Origin of the sequence: Aquabacterium sp. (assembly GCF_016234775.1) — a bacterium.
Taxonomy (GTDB): domain Bacteria; phylum Pseudomonadota; class Gammaproteobacteria; order Burkholderiales; family Burkholderiaceae_C; genus Aquabacterium.
On record NZ_JACRAH010000042.1, the window covers coordinates 198,277 to 213,728 of the forward strand.

Annotated in this window: 15 protein-coding genes; 10 read left to right on the forward strand and 5 right to left on the reverse strand. The window is 63.6% G+C overall.

Features of this window, described 5'->3' with window-relative positions; genetic code table 11:
- The first annotated feature begins 28 nt into the window (after positions 1 to 28).
- The 3 genes from HY836_RS13105 to HY836_RS13115 all read left to right on the forward strand — a co-directional run bounded on the left by HY836_RS13105 (position 29) and on the right by HY836_RS13115 (position 1,899).
- A complete protein-coding gene (locus HY836_RS13105) occupies positions 29 to 328 on the forward strand; it encodes a flagellar basal body protein (RefSeq protein WP_290676595.1) in 300 nt (99 codons plus the stop codon).
- A 73-nt stretch (positions 329 to 401) separates the two neighbouring features.
- The gene (gene dinB, locus HY836_RS13110; protein WP_290676633.1) at positions 402 to 1,598 is read left to right on the forward strand and encodes a DNA polymerase IV; all 1,197 of its coding nucleotides are present in this window, start codon (positions 402 to 404) and stop codon (positions 1,596 to 1,598) included.
- A gap of 4 nt (positions 1,599 to 1,602) precedes the next feature.
- Entirely contained in the window at positions 1,603 to 1,899 is a 297-nt protein-coding gene (locus tag HY836_RS13115; RefSeq protein ID WP_290676596.1) for a 2Fe-2S iron-sulfur cluster-binding protein, read from the forward strand.
- Here the strand turns inward: HY836_RS13115 and HY836_RS13120 are convergent.
- From HY836_RS13120 to HY836_RS13135, 4 genes are all read right to left on the reverse strand, one after another.
- Complete coding sequence (locus tag HY836_RS13120; RefSeq protein ID WP_290676597.1) at positions 1,864 to 2,796, reverse strand: hypothetical protein; 933 nt, start codon at positions 2,794 to 2,796, stop codon at positions 1,864 to 1,866. The genes HY836_RS13115 and HY836_RS13120 overlap by 36 nt on opposite strands.
- 19 nt (positions 2,797 to 2,815) lie before the next feature.
- On the reverse strand, positions 2,816 to 3,742 hold the full coding sequence (locus HY836_RS13125) for a response regulator (protein WP_290676598.1): 927 nt from the start codon (positions 3,740 to 3,742) through the stop codon (positions 2,816 to 2,818).
- 1 nt (position 3,743) lies between these two features.
- Positions 3,744 to 4,244, reverse strand: a complete 501-nt coding sequence (locus HY836_RS13130) for a hypothetical protein (protein WP_290676599.1) — start codon at positions 4,242 to 4,244, stop codon at positions 3,744 to 3,746.
- 95 nt (positions 4,245 to 4,339) lie between these two features.
- Positions 4,340 to 4,576 carry a DUF1653 domain-containing protein gene (locus tag HY836_RS13135; protein WP_290676600.1) on the reverse strand — a complete coding sequence of 79 codons (237 nt, stop codon included), beginning with the start codon at positions 4,574 to 4,576 and terminating at the stop codon, positions 4,340 to 4,342.
- A gap of 173 nt (positions 4,577 to 4,749) precedes the next feature.
- On the opposite strand from HY836_RS13135, the gene HY836_RS13140 reads away from it, so the two are divergent.
- From HY836_RS13140 to HY836_RS13165, 6 genes are all read left to right on the forward strand, one after another.
- Positions 4,750 to 5,181 carry a hypothetical protein gene (locus HY836_RS13140; protein ID WP_290676601.1) on the forward strand — a complete coding sequence of 144 codons (432 nt, stop codon included), beginning with the start codon at positions 4,750 to 4,752 and terminating at the stop codon, positions 5,179 to 5,181.
- 133 nt (positions 5,182 to 5,314) lie between these two features.
- On the forward strand, positions 5,315 to 6,319 hold the full coding sequence (locus tag HY836_RS13145; protein ID WP_290676602.1) for a glycosyltransferase family 2 protein: 1,005 nt from the start codon (positions 5,315 to 5,317) through the stop codon (positions 6,317 to 6,319).
- A 4-nt stretch (positions 6,320 to 6,323) separates the two neighbouring features.
- Positions 6,324 to 7,217, forward strand: coding sequence for a ChbG/HpnK family deacetylase (locus HY836_RS13150; protein WP_290676603.1), 894 nt, complete (start codon positions 6,324 to 6,326; stop codon positions 7,215 to 7,217).
- Positions 7,218 to 7,306: 89 nt separating this feature from the next.
- Positions 7,307 to 8,881: a glycosyltransferase family 39 protein gene (locus HY836_RS13155; protein ID WP_290676604.1), complete on the forward strand. Its 1,575-nt coding sequence runs from the start codon at positions 7,307 to 7,309 to the stop codon at positions 8,879 to 8,881.
- 249 nt (positions 8,882 to 9,130) lie between these two features.
- A complete protein-coding gene (locus HY836_RS13160; RefSeq protein WP_290676605.1) occupies positions 9,131 to 9,454 on the forward strand; it encodes a chorismate mutase in 324 nt (107 codons plus the stop codon).
- Positions 9,455 to 9,481: 27 nt separating this feature from the next.
- Positions 9,482 to 11,344: a nucleoside-diphosphate sugar epimerase/dehydratase gene (locus HY836_RS13165; protein WP_290676606.1), complete on the forward strand. Its 1,863-nt coding sequence runs from the start codon at positions 9,482 to 9,484 to the stop codon at positions 11,342 to 11,344.
- A 38-nt stretch (positions 11,345 to 11,382) separates the two neighbouring features.
- Here the strand turns inward: HY836_RS13165 and HY836_RS13170 are convergent, their stop codons facing one another.
- Complete coding sequence (locus HY836_RS13170; protein WP_290676607.1) at positions 11,383 to 14,154, reverse strand: CHASE domain-containing protein; 2,772 nt, start codon at positions 14,152 to 14,154, stop codon at positions 11,383 to 11,385.
- A gap of 185 nt (positions 14,155 to 14,339) precedes the next feature.
- Here HY836_RS13170 and HY836_RS13175 point away from each other — a divergent pair, with 185 nt between their 5' ends.
- Positions 14,340 to 15,320, forward strand: coding sequence for an MBL fold metallo-hydrolase (locus tag HY836_RS13175; RefSeq protein WP_290676608.1), 981 nt, complete (start codon positions 14,340 to 14,342; stop codon positions 15,318 to 15,320).
- The last annotated feature ends 132 nt before the right edge of the window (positions 15,321 to 15,452 follow it).

The following is a 15,452-nucleotide window of genomic DNA, read 5'->3' on the forward strand; positions in this document are numbered from 1 at the left end:
CCGTCGATCACGGATCCATGGAGGGTTTATGAACACCATCTCATCCATTGCAGTATCGGGTGCGCATGCGGCTTCAACCCGTCTGGACGTGGCGGCCCACAACATCGCCAATGCCCAGACACCCGGCTTTCAGCGCCAGGTCGTGCACCAGCAAAGCCAGGAAACGGCTGGCGTGATGACGTCCGTCGGCAAGGTCGATGAAATCGGGGCGGATCTCGCTGCCGATCTGGTCGCCCAGATGGAGGCGAGCTACAACTACAAGGCCAATCTGAAGACCATCCAGACGCAGGAGCAGATGGTTGGCAGCATTCTGGACGTCAAAGCCTGAATGTCGCCTGCAGCCTGACCGGCCTCAAGTCGGTCCAGAATGGGCGTTGTATTGCTTTCGCCCATCCGTCACTGTGCCTGCTCGCCGTTTCATCGCCCATCTCGACATGGACGCGTTTTACGCGTCCGTCGAGTTGTTGCGCTATCCGGAACTGAAAGGGCAGCCTGTTGTCATCGGTGGTGGGCGGCGTCACCAGCCGGTCGAGCACGATGCTGGGCTGCGGCGTTTTGCGCGTTTGCGTGATTACGCCGGCAGAGGCGTCATCACCACGGCAACGTATCCGGCGCGGGCACTGGGTGTGCACTCGGGCATGGGCTTGATGAAGGCCGCTGCGCTGGCGCCAGATGCCGTGTTGTTGCCGGTGGACTTTGACCAGTACAGGGCCTATTCGCGGCGCTTCAAGGCCGCAGTGGCGCAACTGGCCCCGGTGATGGAAGACCGGGGCATCGATGAAATCTACCTCGACCTCACGGACGTGCCTGGCGCGCAAGACGTGGCGGACGGCGACGAGCTGGCCGGCGTGCGAGCCCTGGCGGCACGTCTCAAGGCAGCGGTGACCGAGGCCACCGGGCTGAGTTGCTCGATCGGCGTGACGCCCAACAAGCTGTTGTCCAAGCTGTGCTCGGATCTGGACAAGCCGGACGGGCTCACCGTCCTGATGCCGGCAGAGATCCCCACCCGTATCTGGCCCTTGCCGGCCAGTCGCATCAACGGCATCGGCCCCAAAGCCAGCGCGAAGCTGGCCCACCTCGGCATCGACACGATCGGGCAACTCGCGCAGGCCGAGCCTGGTTGGCTGCTTGAACACTTCGGCAGCAACTACGGGGCGTGGCTGCATGCGGCGGCACATGGTCGCGACGAGCGGCCGGTTGTGACCTGGCGCGCGCCCAAGTCCCTCAGTCGCGAGACCACGTTCGAGCGTGACCTGCACCCGCGCGATGACCGGGAAGCGCTGAGCCCCATCTTCACGAAGCTGTGCGAACAAGTGGCGCAGGACCTGTTGCGCAAGGACTACCTGGGGCGTACGGTAGGCGTGAAGCTGCGTTATGACGATTTCAAGATCGTCACCCGCAGCATGACCATGCCTGCCCCGACGCGCGACGCAAGCGTGATCCGGCAGTGGGCCGGGCGTTGCCTCAAGTCTGTGCCGCTGGACCGGCGCTTGCGCCTGCTGGGCGTGAAGATGGAATCCCTGTGCAAGCCCGAAGAAGCCTTGCCGGCCCAGGAGCCGGCCGTGCCGTACTCGTTGCCCTTGTTCGAGAGCCTGTGATGCCATGAAGCTGACCATCGAGCCCGCCCACCTGTCTTGCGAGATGACCGAGGGCCAGTCCTTGCTCGAAGCCGCGCTGGCGGCCGGCATCAACATGCCCCGATCCTGTCGCAACGGGACCTGTCGGGCGTGCATGTGCCGCCTGGAGACGGGGCAGATTCGCTATCGCATCGAGTGGCCAGGGCTGAGTCCGGACGAGAAGGACGAGGGCTGGGTGCTGCCCTGCGTGGCCCTGCCACTGGGCGACGTGGTGCTCTGGGTGCCCTCAGTTCGCCGTTTCTCTGATGGGGCTGGTGTCTGAGTCACTGCTCGCATCCTCAATCGAGGATGATCGGTGTGCCTCGTCCAGGTCCAGCAACTTGTCTTCGATGAAGTCCTTTTCAAGCAGGGTGCGCTTCATTGTGTTCTTGAGCTCTTCCAGCTGGTTGAACAAAATGGTGCGTTCCTGGGTGATGGCATTCATCTGCGAACGCAGGTCTTCGATGTCCTTCTCGGCTGAGTGACGTGCGTGGTCCACCTCGGACTGGAGTTTTTCCACTTCCTGGGTCAGTGTGTTGGCAGTGGCTTCCGCTTTCTGCGCGCGTTCCTTGGCACGGTTGAGCAACTGCTGCTGCTGATCCATGTTCTGTCGCAGCACCTCGGCGGATTGGGTGGAGGCTTCTGCCAGCCGATTGGCACGTCGCAGTTCGTTGATGACGATGTTGGCCTCATCCAGCCGGATCTTGACTTGCTCCAGTTCGGTGGCCAGGTGGCTGCGCTGGGTCAGCGTGTGGTCCAGCTTGCCCTGGTTGTCCTGGCGCCAGGCTGTGTAGCCATCGGGGTCCACGCGCTGCAGTGATTCGAGCAGTTCGCGCATCTCGTCCATCATGCCTTCGTGCTCTTCGATGCCTTCGCGTGTCAGCGAGTCGGTCAAAGCGGCGATCTTCTGCAGGCTGTCCTGCGAGATGTTGAGGGCCTGGCTGTTGGCGTGGCTGGCTTGCTTGTTGGCATCGATCAGACGGTCGCTGAGTCGGTCCACCGAGGACAGCATCTCGTGCAGGCGTTTGGCCGCGCCCATCAGCTCATCCGTGCCCTGACGCATGAGCGTGTGGGTGGTCTCGGTCTGCCCCAGGATGCGAAACAGCATGAAGGCCAGCAGGATGATGGCCGCCGCATTGCCGATAAAGACAAACAGGACGGCGACGCTTTCAAGCTGCATACGGGCGCTCCTTGCGGGGTCAGACGGCCAGGAAGCTGAACCGGCCGTCGCCGTACCCAGGCACGGAAATGCGAAAGTCCGCCCGGCCGCCGTTCTTGATCAGCAGTTCATTGAGCTTCTGAAAGCCCTGAGGGACGATGCTGGTACGCGACAGTGGCACGGGATCGACTTCGGCCTCCAGTCGCAATAACGCGCCCGCGTTCTGCATGAACTGGCTGGCATGTTTGACCATACCCTCGGTAGCCTGGCCTTGCTGCATGGCCTGACGTACCGCTGCGGGAGGCTGTTTGGATCCGCCGCCACCCAGGATGCACACGGCGTTCATGTCGAGCACGGCAATGGCGGTCACGGGCTTGCTGCGTCCGCCATACAGGCCAATCAGATTCTGCGATGTCAGCGCGTGCGCCACGAGGGGTTCCTGTTCCAGCAAGCGGAAAGGAATGCCGTTCATGAGCGACTGGATCAGCTTCTTGCATTCTTCGGTGATCACCAGCCCCGGCGGCGCTTCTTCCTCTTCAACCTTGTCGTCCGCAGGTGTGCTGCCATCGGCTGGCACGATGTGAAGCACATGCGAGATCAGTTCGGTGTCCTTGAAGGGCTTGTTGATCACGAAGACGGCCCCGTTGCGACGGGCTTCTTCCAGCATGGTCGGGCTGGTTTCTGTGGTGACCAGGCCAACCTTGACATTGGCCTGTCCCAGTTGGCGCAACGTCTGCAGCAATTCCAGGCCGGACATCCTGGGCATGTGCCAGTCCGTGATGATCAGGTGCGGGTTGAAGTCACTGATCATGTCCAGCGCCACTTCACCGTTGATGGCGACGCGGATCTCTACCGCCGGATAGCCGCATGATTCCACCACTCGGCGAATGATGGCCTGGATGGCTCGGCTGTCATCGACGATCAGAAATCGGAAGGCCTCAGGTGTCGTCTGTGTTGCGACATTCATGTCAGGACTCCAGGATACGTTGGTCAATCGCGTCAAACACCGTGATCACGATGCGCCTGCCGGCGTCGCTTTCACTCGAAAATGTCACACTCACGCGTGCATGGTGCTGCAACTCCGTGAATCGGGCCAATGGCAACTCCTTGGGCAGCCCGATCTCGACGGTATGCGTCTCGTCGTGACTCATCACCAGACAACCACCCAGGACGTTGCAGGCCTCCATGCAGGCATCTCGCACGTCATCCGTGCTGATTTCATCCAGCGGAAGGCCAAACATGAAGCAAGCTACGTCAGTGGCCTCCTGGTCGTCGATCAACAGCCCCACCGCCATCAAACGCTCGGGCAGGCCATCGTGCAGATGGACGGGCAATACCACCGCGTGTTCGCGCTCGCCAGGCCTGGTCGCCTGCGCCGGCCCCTCCTCGAAGTGACGCTCGGCGCCACTGAGAAAGGTCCACGCAGGGTCCAGCTTGCTGGCCATGGTGTCCTTCGGGATGAGGTACATCGTGCGGTCTCGGGTGTGAACGGTGCTCAGGTTTGAGTGGCTGCTATGCCCTTAGCGGTATCGGCAGTGTTTCAAACAAATTGACACGTGACTTGCTAGACCCGTTCAAACCGCGGCATATGCACGCCATTGACCTCCACCTGCTCGAAGAACATGGCCCAAGGGCGTACCCACATGGCGCGGTCTCCATATTGAGGGCGGTAGACGACGAGTGGTTCCAGCGTTTCGCTGTGCCGGGCCACGCCCAGTACGTCGTATAGATTGCCTTTGTAATGGCGGTAGGTGCCCGGCTCGATCGAGGGCAGAGGGGGGAGGGGATGGACTTCGGTCATATGCGGATTGTGAATAGAAAGCCGGGCGCTCTTTACAAACCCTTTGCAAAGGGGGCGTCAACAGCCCGAATCGAGCCCGCGTTGTAGATCTCAAGGCGCTGCGAAACGTCGATCACTACGATGAATGCCGCACACCGAACTCACAACATGACCCTCGTTGATAGGAACCTTTCATGAAGACCAAACTGATTGCGGCCGCCCTGGTGACCATCTGTGCCCTGCCCGTGTTTGCCCAGATGAACGCGCCTGCCGTGGCGACCAGCCCTGCCGCCAGCGCGGTGCAACAGGTCAAGAATGACAACAAGGAAATCCGCCAGGACACCAAGGACATCCGTGCCGACAAGGTTGATCTGGCCAAAGATCGCAAGGAGCTGGCGGTGGACCGCAAGCAACGTGCGATCGCAAAGCAGCGTGAGGAAGCCGCCCTCCAGCGTGGGGACACCGCCGCTGCTGAAAAATTTGAAGCCCGCCGTGAAGCCGAGCGCCAGGAAATCAAGGAAGACAAGCACGACATCGCCAAGGACCGTGCTGATCTGCATCGCGACCGCATGGAGCGCCGTCATGACCGACGCCATCGCAACCACGATGCAGCCAACACCAAGTAATCGCGTGTGGTGAGCGCAGGCCGGGTTCTGTTCTGATTGGGAACCCGGCAGGCAAGGTCGACGACAAATCGTCCAAAAAGGGTCGGCCTCCTGCTGAAGCCAGATGCGGCTCGATAGCCGCGATAATCGCGGGATGACCGTGATTGCCCAACCGACCCCCTCTAGCGCCCGCGCCCAGTTGCCCCGCCTGAGCTGCGTCATTCCCTGCTACAACGAAGCAGCCAACCTGCGTTTGCTCTTGCCCATTCTGGCCGAGCAGTTGAACGGGTGCACGGCTGAGTGGGAGGTGGTGCTGGTTAACGACGGCAGCCGCGACGATACCTCCACCGTTTTCGACGAGTGGACGCGCAAGCCGGGTTTCCGTGCGATCGAGTTTTCGCGCAATTTCGGCAAGGAAGCGGCGCTGACGGCCGGGCTGCAGGCGGCCAACGGCGATGTCGTGGTCCTGATGGACTCGGACATGCAGCACCCGCCTCGCTTCATTCCCGAGATGATCCAGCAATGGCAGGCGGGCGCCGATGTGGTCTATGCCCTGCGTGAGAACCGTGACGATGAAAGCGTGTTCAAGCAGGTCGGCACCCGTGCCTTCTACCGCCTGATCAACGCCAAGTCACGCTTCTGGGTGCCACCGGATGCGGGTGATTTCCGCCTGATGGACCGCGCCGTGGTCGAGGCCATCCTCGCGCTGCCCGAGCGCAACCGCTTCATGAAGGGCCTGTACGCCTGGGTGGGGTTCAAGTCCGTGGCGATTCCTTATGAGCCGGCTGAGCGTGCCGTGGGCAAGACCCACTACAACGCCCTCAAGCTCATCGCTTTTTCGATCGACGGGCTGACCGCCTTCACGACCTGGCCGCTGCGTGTGGCCAGTATTGCCGGCATGGTGATGGCCTTGATGGCCTTTATCTACGGCGCCATCGTGATCATCGATTTCCTGATTTACGGCAACAAGGTATCGGGCTGGACCACGATCATTGTGCTGCTGTCCTTCTTTGTAGGCATTCAGTTGATTGGCCTGGGCATCCTGGGTGAGTACATCGCCCGCATCTTTGAAGAGGTGAAGGGCCGGCCGCTGTATGTGGTGAAGCGCTCGCTGGGCCGTGGCCTGGATTTGTCGGCGCCGGGTCATACCGGTGACTGAGCCCGTGTCGAGCCAGCCTGAGCGGCTGCTGGCCGTGTGCGTGGACGATTTTGGTCTGCATGACGGCGTGAACCAGGCGGTGTTCGATTTGCTGGCCCTGCGCCGCATTTCGGCCGTGAGTTGCCTGGTGGATGGGCCAAGCTGGGCCAGCGGTGCCGCGCGCTTGCGTGAGGCGATCGGCGCGCCGGATCAGGCGGTGGCCGATGTGGGCTTGCACCTGAACTTCACCGAAACCCTGGATGTGCAGGCGCAATCGGCCTGCCCGAGCCAGCCTCTTGGTGCGCTGATCCGGGCCTGCTACTTGCGCCGTCTCGATGTCGCGCGACTCGATGCCGAGATCGAGCGCCAATGGGGTCGGTTCGAGGCCGTCTGGGGCAAGGCGCCGGACTTCATCGACGGGCACCAGCATGCGCACCAGTTGCCTCAGATCCGCGATGCTTTGCTGCAGGTGTTGCGCAGGCGTTATCCCGCCGGGCAAGCGGGCCCCAGGCCTTGGGTGCGGCAATGCCGATCGCCGGGCTGGCAGGCTGTGCTGGCCGGTATCAGTGTGTCGGACACGGTCAAGGCGGCCATCATCGCCACGCTGGGTGCTTCCGTGATGGGGCGGGGGGCGGCCACGCTGGGCTTGCGCCATAGCGAGCGCCTGCTGGGTGTCTACCCCTTTGACGCGGATGCGCAGGCTTATCTGCTGCGCTGGCAAGCCTGGCTCAAGCTGGTGCGTGCACGGGGCGATCTGCTGATGTGCCACCCGTCGGTGGCCATGCAGACCGCACCACCCTGGCCAGACGTGATCGCCGCGTCCCGCCAGATGGAGCACGCCGTGCTGACCGGCGATGTGTTTGCGCGCCAGTTGACTGACGCCAGGGTCCGAATCGTGCGGTTGAGCGCCTTGGTTTGACCCTGCCTGAGCGGGCTTCGCTACACTGTGCGCCTTTCACGGGTGGTCCGACCGGGCTGCTTTGCTCCCTTTTGTGAATAGGCTCTTTTGTGACGCACGCTTCCAAGAAAAACTGGCCGACCTGGGCTGTGGCGCTGGCAGTGCTGGCCTGGCTGCTCTGTACAGCCTGGTGGCGGCCTTTGGCTGTGCCTGATGAGGGGCGTTATGCCGGCGTGGCGTGGGAAATGATCCGCAGCGGTGATTGGCTGACCCCGACGCTCAACGGTCTGCCGTTCTTTCACAAGCCGCCCCTGTTTTACTGGCTCACGGCGCTGTCGCTCAAGACCTTCGGCCTGACGCTGTGGGCGGCGCGACTGGCCTCGGTGTTTGGCGCCTGGCTGGGTGCGATGGGCCTGTACCTGCTGGTGCGGCGGTGGGGTGGGGCGCGCGTGGCGGGGTGGTCGGTGCTGGTGCTGGTCACACAGCCCTTTTGGTTTGGTGGCGCGCAGTACGCCAACCTGGACATGCTGGTTGCGGGCTGCATTTCCGCCGCGATCGTGCTGGCGGCTCATGCCGTCCTGGCGCGCGAGGCGGGGCAGGCCTACCGCTTTGCCCTGTGGGGCGCCTATGCGCTGGCCGGTTTGGGGCTGCTGGCCAAAGGCCTGATCGGCCTGGTGTTGCCTGGGGCCGTCATCGTGGCCTGGTTGCTGCTCACGGGGCGCTGGCGTGCCATCCTGGGTTTGCTGTCCTTGCCGGGCCTGATCGTGCTGGCCCTGGTGGCGGCGCCCTGGTTCGTGGCCATGCAGCGCCTGTACCCTGACTTTTTCCACTATTTCTTCATCTACCAGCACTTCCAGCGCTTCACGCAGACGGGCTTCAACAACATGCACGCCTGGTGGTATTACCTGCCGCTGATGGTGGGGCTGACGCTGCCCTGGGTGCCGGCCTGGTTGCTGACCGTCTGGGGCCCGGGCCCGGGCCCGCGCCAGGTGCCTTCGGGTGAGGCGCCCGAGGCGCAAGCCGTCGCATCCCGGTCTGCCTTGCGCTGGCTTGCCTGGGTGTGGATGGTGGTGATCCTGGTGTTCTTCTCCATTCCGGCGTCCAAGCTGCCGGGCTACATCCTGCCGGCCTTGCCACCTCTGGCCTACCTGGTGGCAGACACTTTGATGCAGCGCTGGCCTTCCGCCAGTGCCTGGGCGCCGAAGGCCTGGGGTGTGGCGGCCTCGCTGATGTGCCTGGTGCTGATCGGCGCGGCGGTGAGGTACGACGAGCAGTCCTCCCGCCCGGTTCTGCCGGTGCTGCAGCCCCTGCTCAAGCAAGGTGTGCCCCTGGTTTACGTCAACGAGTTCGTCTACGACCTGCCGTTCTATCTGGCGCAACCCGGCCCGATCCCCGTCATCAGCAACTGGGATGACCCGGACCTGCCCAAGCACGACAACGACCGCAAGGAGCTGTTTGACGCCGGTGAATTCAACCCGACGCTGGCGCCCAAGGTCCTGATACCAAAGAGTCAGTGGCAGACCTGGTTGTGCCAGCATCCGCGCCTGGCGGTGATGGCGCCTCACGACGTCACCAAGTCGTATCCGGAGCTGGCCTGGCAGCCGCCGGTCATGAAGCTCAAGCTGTGGTCGATGTGGGTGCTGGACCGTGACGATTTGCTCGCCAAGGGCCTGCGCTGCCCTTGATGGGCGGTGCCCTCATTGATGCGCTGGACAGCCGTCCTTTCTTCAGGTTAGTATGTCTGACATGAACACGCGCACCAACCACGTCCTGCTGACCACCTCCTGGTGGCGCTGCCCACATCCGGCGGCTTGACGTTCACACGTGTGTAGAAACCCATGCCGCCCCTCAGGCGGCATTTTCTTTGGTGCAGGTATTTCTGAAGCACCAGTCTCCTGAAAGGGCGGTCCCTCACCCCAGATCAGGATATGACCATGACCCCTTGCGACACCCTGGCCGACGTGCGTTCAGCCATTGACCAGATCGATTCCATGCTGGTGGGCCTGCTGGCCGAGCGTGGCCGGTACGTGCACGAAGCGGCCCGCTTCAAGCGCAACAAGGCCGAAGTGGCGGCGCCTGATCGCGTTCGCCAAGTCATCGACAAGGCCTTGAACCATGCGCGCGAGATGGGGGCCCCGCCGGAGGTGGTGGAAGCCGTTTACCGCAGCATGATCGCCGCCTTCATCGAGCTGGAGGCTAACCAGCATGACCGCTTGACGAAAGCGGCGCTGGCCGACGAAGGCACAATGGCGGGTTGAGCCCTTTTGCCCCCGCCAGCCCCTGCCATGCTCTGGACCTCTCTGAATCGTTTTCTGGATCGCATTCGCCCACGCCGTCAGGCTGTGGTGCTGCTGGCCGATGCCGTGTTGATCGTGCTGGCCTGGCACACCACCTACCTGTTTCGCATGGGGGTCGAGCGCTGGTTGCACGAACGCCCCGACTACGACGGTGCGGTGTTGCTGGGCGTGATCGCGGTTTACAGCGCCGTGTCCTGGGCGTTGGACGTGCCGAGGGCTACCTGGCGCTACACCAGCTTCCATGAAATCACCCGCCTGGGTTGGGTCTGCCTGGGCGCGGGCCTGGCCAGTGCCGTCGTGGTGCTCATGGCGCATCTGGTGGAGGTGCCGCGTGCCGTGCTGGCGCTGCATCCGGTGTTCAGCCTGATCATGATGGCGCTGGCCCGCATGACGGTGCGCATGCTCAGCGAGTCGTCGCGCGCACGCCGGGCCGGGCGCCAGCCAACCGGGCAGCATGCTTTGGTCCTCGGGGCAGGGGCCGCCGCCAAGTTGTTGATCGCCGGCATCCAGCACCGTGGCTGGACGGTGGTGGGCCTGCTGGATGACGACCCACGCAAGCACGGCTCCAGCATCTCGGGCGTGACGGTCTGGGGCGGGCTGGATCTGCTGGCGGACTCGGGCATGCTCGACGACGTCACCCACCTGATTCTGGCCATGCCTTCAGCCTCCAATGCGCAGCGCAAACGGGCGCTGGATCTGGCTGCAGCCACGGGCTTGCCTGTGGTGACGGTGCCTTCCGCCGACGAGTTGCGTGAAGGCCGCTCCCGCATCGACCGTGTGCGCGACATCGAGCCCGACGACGTGCTGGGCCGAGAACCCGTCAAGCTCGACGAGAGCGCCGTGTCCGATCTGATCAGCGGCCAGACCGTGATGATCACGGGCGCTGGCGGCTCCATCGGGTCCGAGCTGTGTCGCCAGATCGCGCGATTCGGCCCCAGCCGCCTGGTGTTGTTCGAGCTCAGCGAGTTTGCGCTGTACCAGGTCGAGCAGGATCTGGGTGAACGCTTCCCGCACCTGCCGCTCGTGCGACTGGTGGGGGATGTCAAGGATCTCGGCGCCTTGCGTCGCGCCATGCAGTCGCATCAGCCGGATCTGGTTTTCCATGCTGCGGCCTACAAGCACGTGCCACTGATGGAAGACGACAACGCGTGGATCGCGCTGCGCAACAACACCCTGGGCACCTATCTGGTGGCGCAGGCGGCAGCGGAATCGGGCGTCAAGCGTTTCGTGCTGATCTCGACCGACAAGGCGGTGAACCCGACCAACGTCATGGGCGCCACCAAACGGGCGGCCGAGATGGTGGTGTCGCATTGGGCCGGCAAGGGCACCGCCACGCGCTTCATGGCCGTGCGCTTTGGCAATGTGCTGGGGTCGAGCGGCAGCGTGATACCCAAGTTCAAGGAGCAGATTGCCAAGGGCGGGCCGGTCACGGTCACGCACCCCGAGATCACGCGCTACTTCATGACCATCCCTGAAGCGGCCCAACTGGTGCTGCAGGCGGCGGCGCTGGCGGAGACTGGTCAGGTGTTCGTGATGGACATGGGCAAGTCGGTCAAGATCGCCGATCTGGCGCGAGAGCTGATCCGCCTGAGCGGCCACACCGAAGCTGAGATCCCCATTGTGTTCAGTGGCTTGCGGCCTGGCGAAAAGCTCTACGAAGAGTTGCTGGCCGATGCCGACACCACCTTGCCCACGCCACACCCCCGCCTGCGCCTGGCGCAGTTGCGCGGTGAGTTGCCGGCCGACTGGATCGAACGCTTGATGGCGCTGACGGTGGACGAGTCGGCCAGTGCGCCACCCACCTTGCGCGCACGGCTGCACGAACTGGTGCCCGAGTACGCGCCTCGTTGAGGTGTCGGGCCTGTGGGTGATGTGTTGATGCCGACCGATCAGTCCGGCATCAGTTCATCGACCTGACGCAGCAATTCCGACAGTTGCACCGGCTTGGTCAGGTAGCAGGCCGCACCCGCACTCAGGGCCGCATCAATCTGCTCGGGCATGGCGTCGGCCGAGATCATGATCACGGGGATGTCCACCGTATCCGGGTTGGCCTTGATGAGCTTGAGCAACTCCTGGCCGGAGGCATCGGGCAGGTGCACGTCCAGCAGGATCAGGTCGGGTTTGCTGCCGCGCAGACGGTTGTGCAACACCGCCAGGCCTTCTTCTGTTGTGGGCGCGACCGTCACCGTGATCCAGGGCCGCGCAGCCAGTGCCGAGCGAATCACCTCGCTGTTGGCCAGGTTGTCTTCCACATACAGGACGTGACGTGGTTCGGTCGCGCCACTAGCGGTGGCGCGGGGGGCGCGGATGCGCGTGGCACTCACTACTTTGGCCTGCATGGTCACGGCTGGCAGTGACAGCGTGAAGGTCGACCCGTGCCCCTCTTCGCTTTGCACATCAAGTTGGCCGCCCATCAGCAGCGCCAGGTGCCGGCTGATGACCAGGCCTATGCCCGTGCCACTGGTGGGGCCTTGTTCGCGGCCCAGTCGGTTGAAAGGCTGGAACAGCTGCGACAGTTGCTGCTCGTTCATGCCCATGCCTGTGTCGTGAACCGTGATGTGCAGGCGAGGGCTGTTGTTGTGAGCGACGGTCTGTGCAACGGTGATGGACACCCTGCCGTCACGCTGGTTGAACTTGATGCCATTGCTCAGCAGGTGCGCCAGGATTTGCCTCAAGCGGGCGGCATCGGCCATCACGCCCCATTCGGAAGGGATGTCTGACTGAATCGACAGGGTCACGCCATGCTTGTCCGCGTCTTCCTGCAGCAGCTTGACGGCCAGGCTCAGTTCGTCACCGATTCGCAAGGATTGAGCCTGCAGCTTGAGCGTGCCCATGTCGATGCGAGAGATGTCGAGCACATCGTCGATCATGTCCAGCAGATGCCAACCCGCTTGCTGGATTTGTTCGACCCGCTGGCGCTGCGTCGGGGGCAGCGGCTCGCGCTGGTCCAATGACATCACTTGAGCAAACCCCAGAACGGCATTGAGTGGTGTGCGCAACTCATGGCTCATCCTGGACAGGAAGTCGCTCTTGGCCTGGTTGGCCAGCTCGGCTGCACTGCGCTGCGCTCGGGCTTCCTCCATGGCCGCTTCAATGCGGCTGGCATGCCCGGTCATCACCAGCAGCAGGGCGCCCAAGGCGGCCGCCAATGAAACACCGCCGATGGCCAACAGCCACGATGTCACACTCAGCCCCACGACAGGCACAGGGCCGGCGCTCCACATGGCCAGTTGCCACTGCCTGCCCGCAAACTCGATCGGCACCTGCGCGCGATGCGCGCTGACCTGGCGCCATTTGCTCTCGCGGCATGCGGCTGTGCCTCCGAGCAAGGGGCGACCCGGGGCGCTGACGTCCAGCATGCAGGCCTCCAGATACCCCGGGCGTCCTTGCAACATGGCGTTGATGGCGTCGTCCATGCGCAAGGCCAGGAATACGGCACCGGTGTTGGCCTGTACGCGGGTCTGGGGTGTGAAGGGCGTGCCTTTGAACACCGGTTGATAAACCACGATACCGGTTTGCTGTGCGCGCTCCTGCATCAGCCTGAACCCGCGCGTGGCCACCACGCGGTCTTCGCGCCGAGCTTGCTCGTAGGCTTCGCGTGTCACTGCCTGGGATAGGGCGTTGTAGCCCAGGGCGGATTCATTGCCGGTGCGTGGTTCGATGTAGCGCACCACGGCCAATTCGGTTCCTGTCGGCGGCAGGCGTTTGTGTGTATCGAAGACCTTGTAGCTGGTGAGCCCCTCGCGCTGTTGCTGCGCTTCGAACAGGGGGAGATCCGTGGCGCGCAGACGCTCGTCCCAACCCGCAGCCTGGATCCCCTTGAGCGAACCGAGCCAGTAGCGGGACGCTCTGGCGAACTCGTCCCGCGTGACCTGTTCGGATGCGTGAAATACACCGGTCAGTGCAGCCAGCGCGTCTCGGTAACCGTTGAGGCGCAGGTTGACCGCATTGGTGGTGGCCAGCACGTCCTGATCGAACACGGCTGCTTCACGTTCTTGCCCCCAGATCTGTACTTCACGCACGCCCAGCGCCAGCAACACCGTGGCAATCAGCAAAGGAATGCCGACAGGCCGGCGGCGCGCCCGCCACAGCGCGGCCGGTTGCCCGACCAGTGTCAGCATCATGGGGGCGCCAACCAGCACACCCAGCGTGTCACCCGTCCACCAGCCCAGAAAGGCCTGCGGTGCGGCTGCTGTCGGTAGCATGCCCAGCGCGGTGCGTGCGCCAATTGAGATCGCCGCGTTGACCAGGCAGGCCACGGGCCCGGCCAGCAGCAAAAAGCGCCCGATCTCAAGGGGGCGCTCCAGTGTCAGTGGAGCGCGATCGGGACCGTGGGTCAGGCGCCAGGCTACCCAGGCCTGCATGCTGGCGCCTGCGCCGCCGATCAAGGCCATGCTCAGCACGGATTGCCACGGCGTGGCCTGCAGGTCCGGCAGCGAGCCAAGCGCGATCACCGTGGCCGCCCCCATGCCGATGGGCAGCAGCATGCCGGGGCCCCAACCCATCAGAAAGGCCAGCGCCAGTCCCGCAGGCAGGTACAGGGGAGACACGCGCTCGTGCGGAGCCGACAGGGACACCGCCAGCAGGCCGGTGACGCTGTAGCTCAGCCATGTGATGAGGCCCCTGATCGACAACGACGTCAGGGGAGAGCGCTGGCTCATGGACGGGATCCTTGGGGCGGGAAACGGGGGCTATTTTTCTGCACACCTTAGCATTGGTGTGCCCCCGTTTGGCGTGGGTATTCGTGGTGGGGGCGGCAAAGCATCCCTGATCCCCCCTAGACTTTGGTGTCCAGCAGTACCCATCGTTGCACCCAGACCACCCAGACCACCCAGGAGAAAAGCAGATGATTCGCACGCCCCGCTGGCTCGCCCCCCTTGCCTTCGCCCTCGCGACCCTTGGCGCCTTGCCTGTTGCGCAGGCCGAAGCCCCCCAGGTGCTCACGCAGGTGCCTGGCTACTATCGTCAGATGATCGGCGCTTTCGAGGTCACTGCGCTGTATGACGGCCAGATCAACCTCGACACCAAGCTGCTCAAGAACACCACGCCGGCGCAAACCCAGAAGCTGCTGGCCAGGATGTTCCGCACCAACCCGACGCCTACTGCGGTGATTGCCTTTCTGGTCAACACGGGTAACAAGCTGGTGCTGGTTGACACGGGAGCCGCCAAGGTGTTTGGCCCGACGCTGGGGCATGTGTTGGCCAACCTGAAGGCAGCTGGCTATGACCCTGCTCAGGTAGACACCATCTTGCTGACCCACCTGCACGGTGACCACGTGGGTGGCCTGCTGACGCCCGAAGGGCAGCCCGCGTTCCCCAACGCCCAGGTCTATGCCGCCAAGGCCGATGCCGATTTCTGGTTGAGCCCGGTGAGCCTGGCCAAGGCGCCTGAAGACTCGAAGATGTTCTTCAAGGCGCCGCAGGATGCCACGGCGCCCTACATCAAGGCGGGGCATTTCTCCACCTTCGAGGGTGATGCTGAACTGCAACCTGGCATCAAGCCCGTGTCCGAGCATGGCCATACTCCTGGCCACACGGGCTACCTGCTGGAATCCAAGGGGCAGAAGTTGCTGGTCTGGGGGGATGTGGTGCACAACGCCGCCGTGCAGTTTCCACAGCCCAAGGTCACCATCGAGTTCGACAGCGACCAGGCCAAGGCGTTGGCCACGCGCATGCACCTGTTGAACTGGACGGCCAAGGACGCTTTGCTGGTGGCTGGGGCGCATCTGCCGTTCCCCGGTATTGGGCATGTGCGTGCCGAGGGCAAGAACAGCTACAGCTGGGTCCCTGTCGATTTTGCACCGGTTGAGCCTAAGCCGGCGCCCTGAGCGCTGTCCCGGTGACGACGGAGATGGCCTTCCTGCTGCCTCGGTCGTCACCTTTGCGCGACATGGCCGGGTGCAACGCCCGCTTGGGCGCCGGAAATTGGCGCCAATCCTCGCATCAGGCGGGGAACTGCG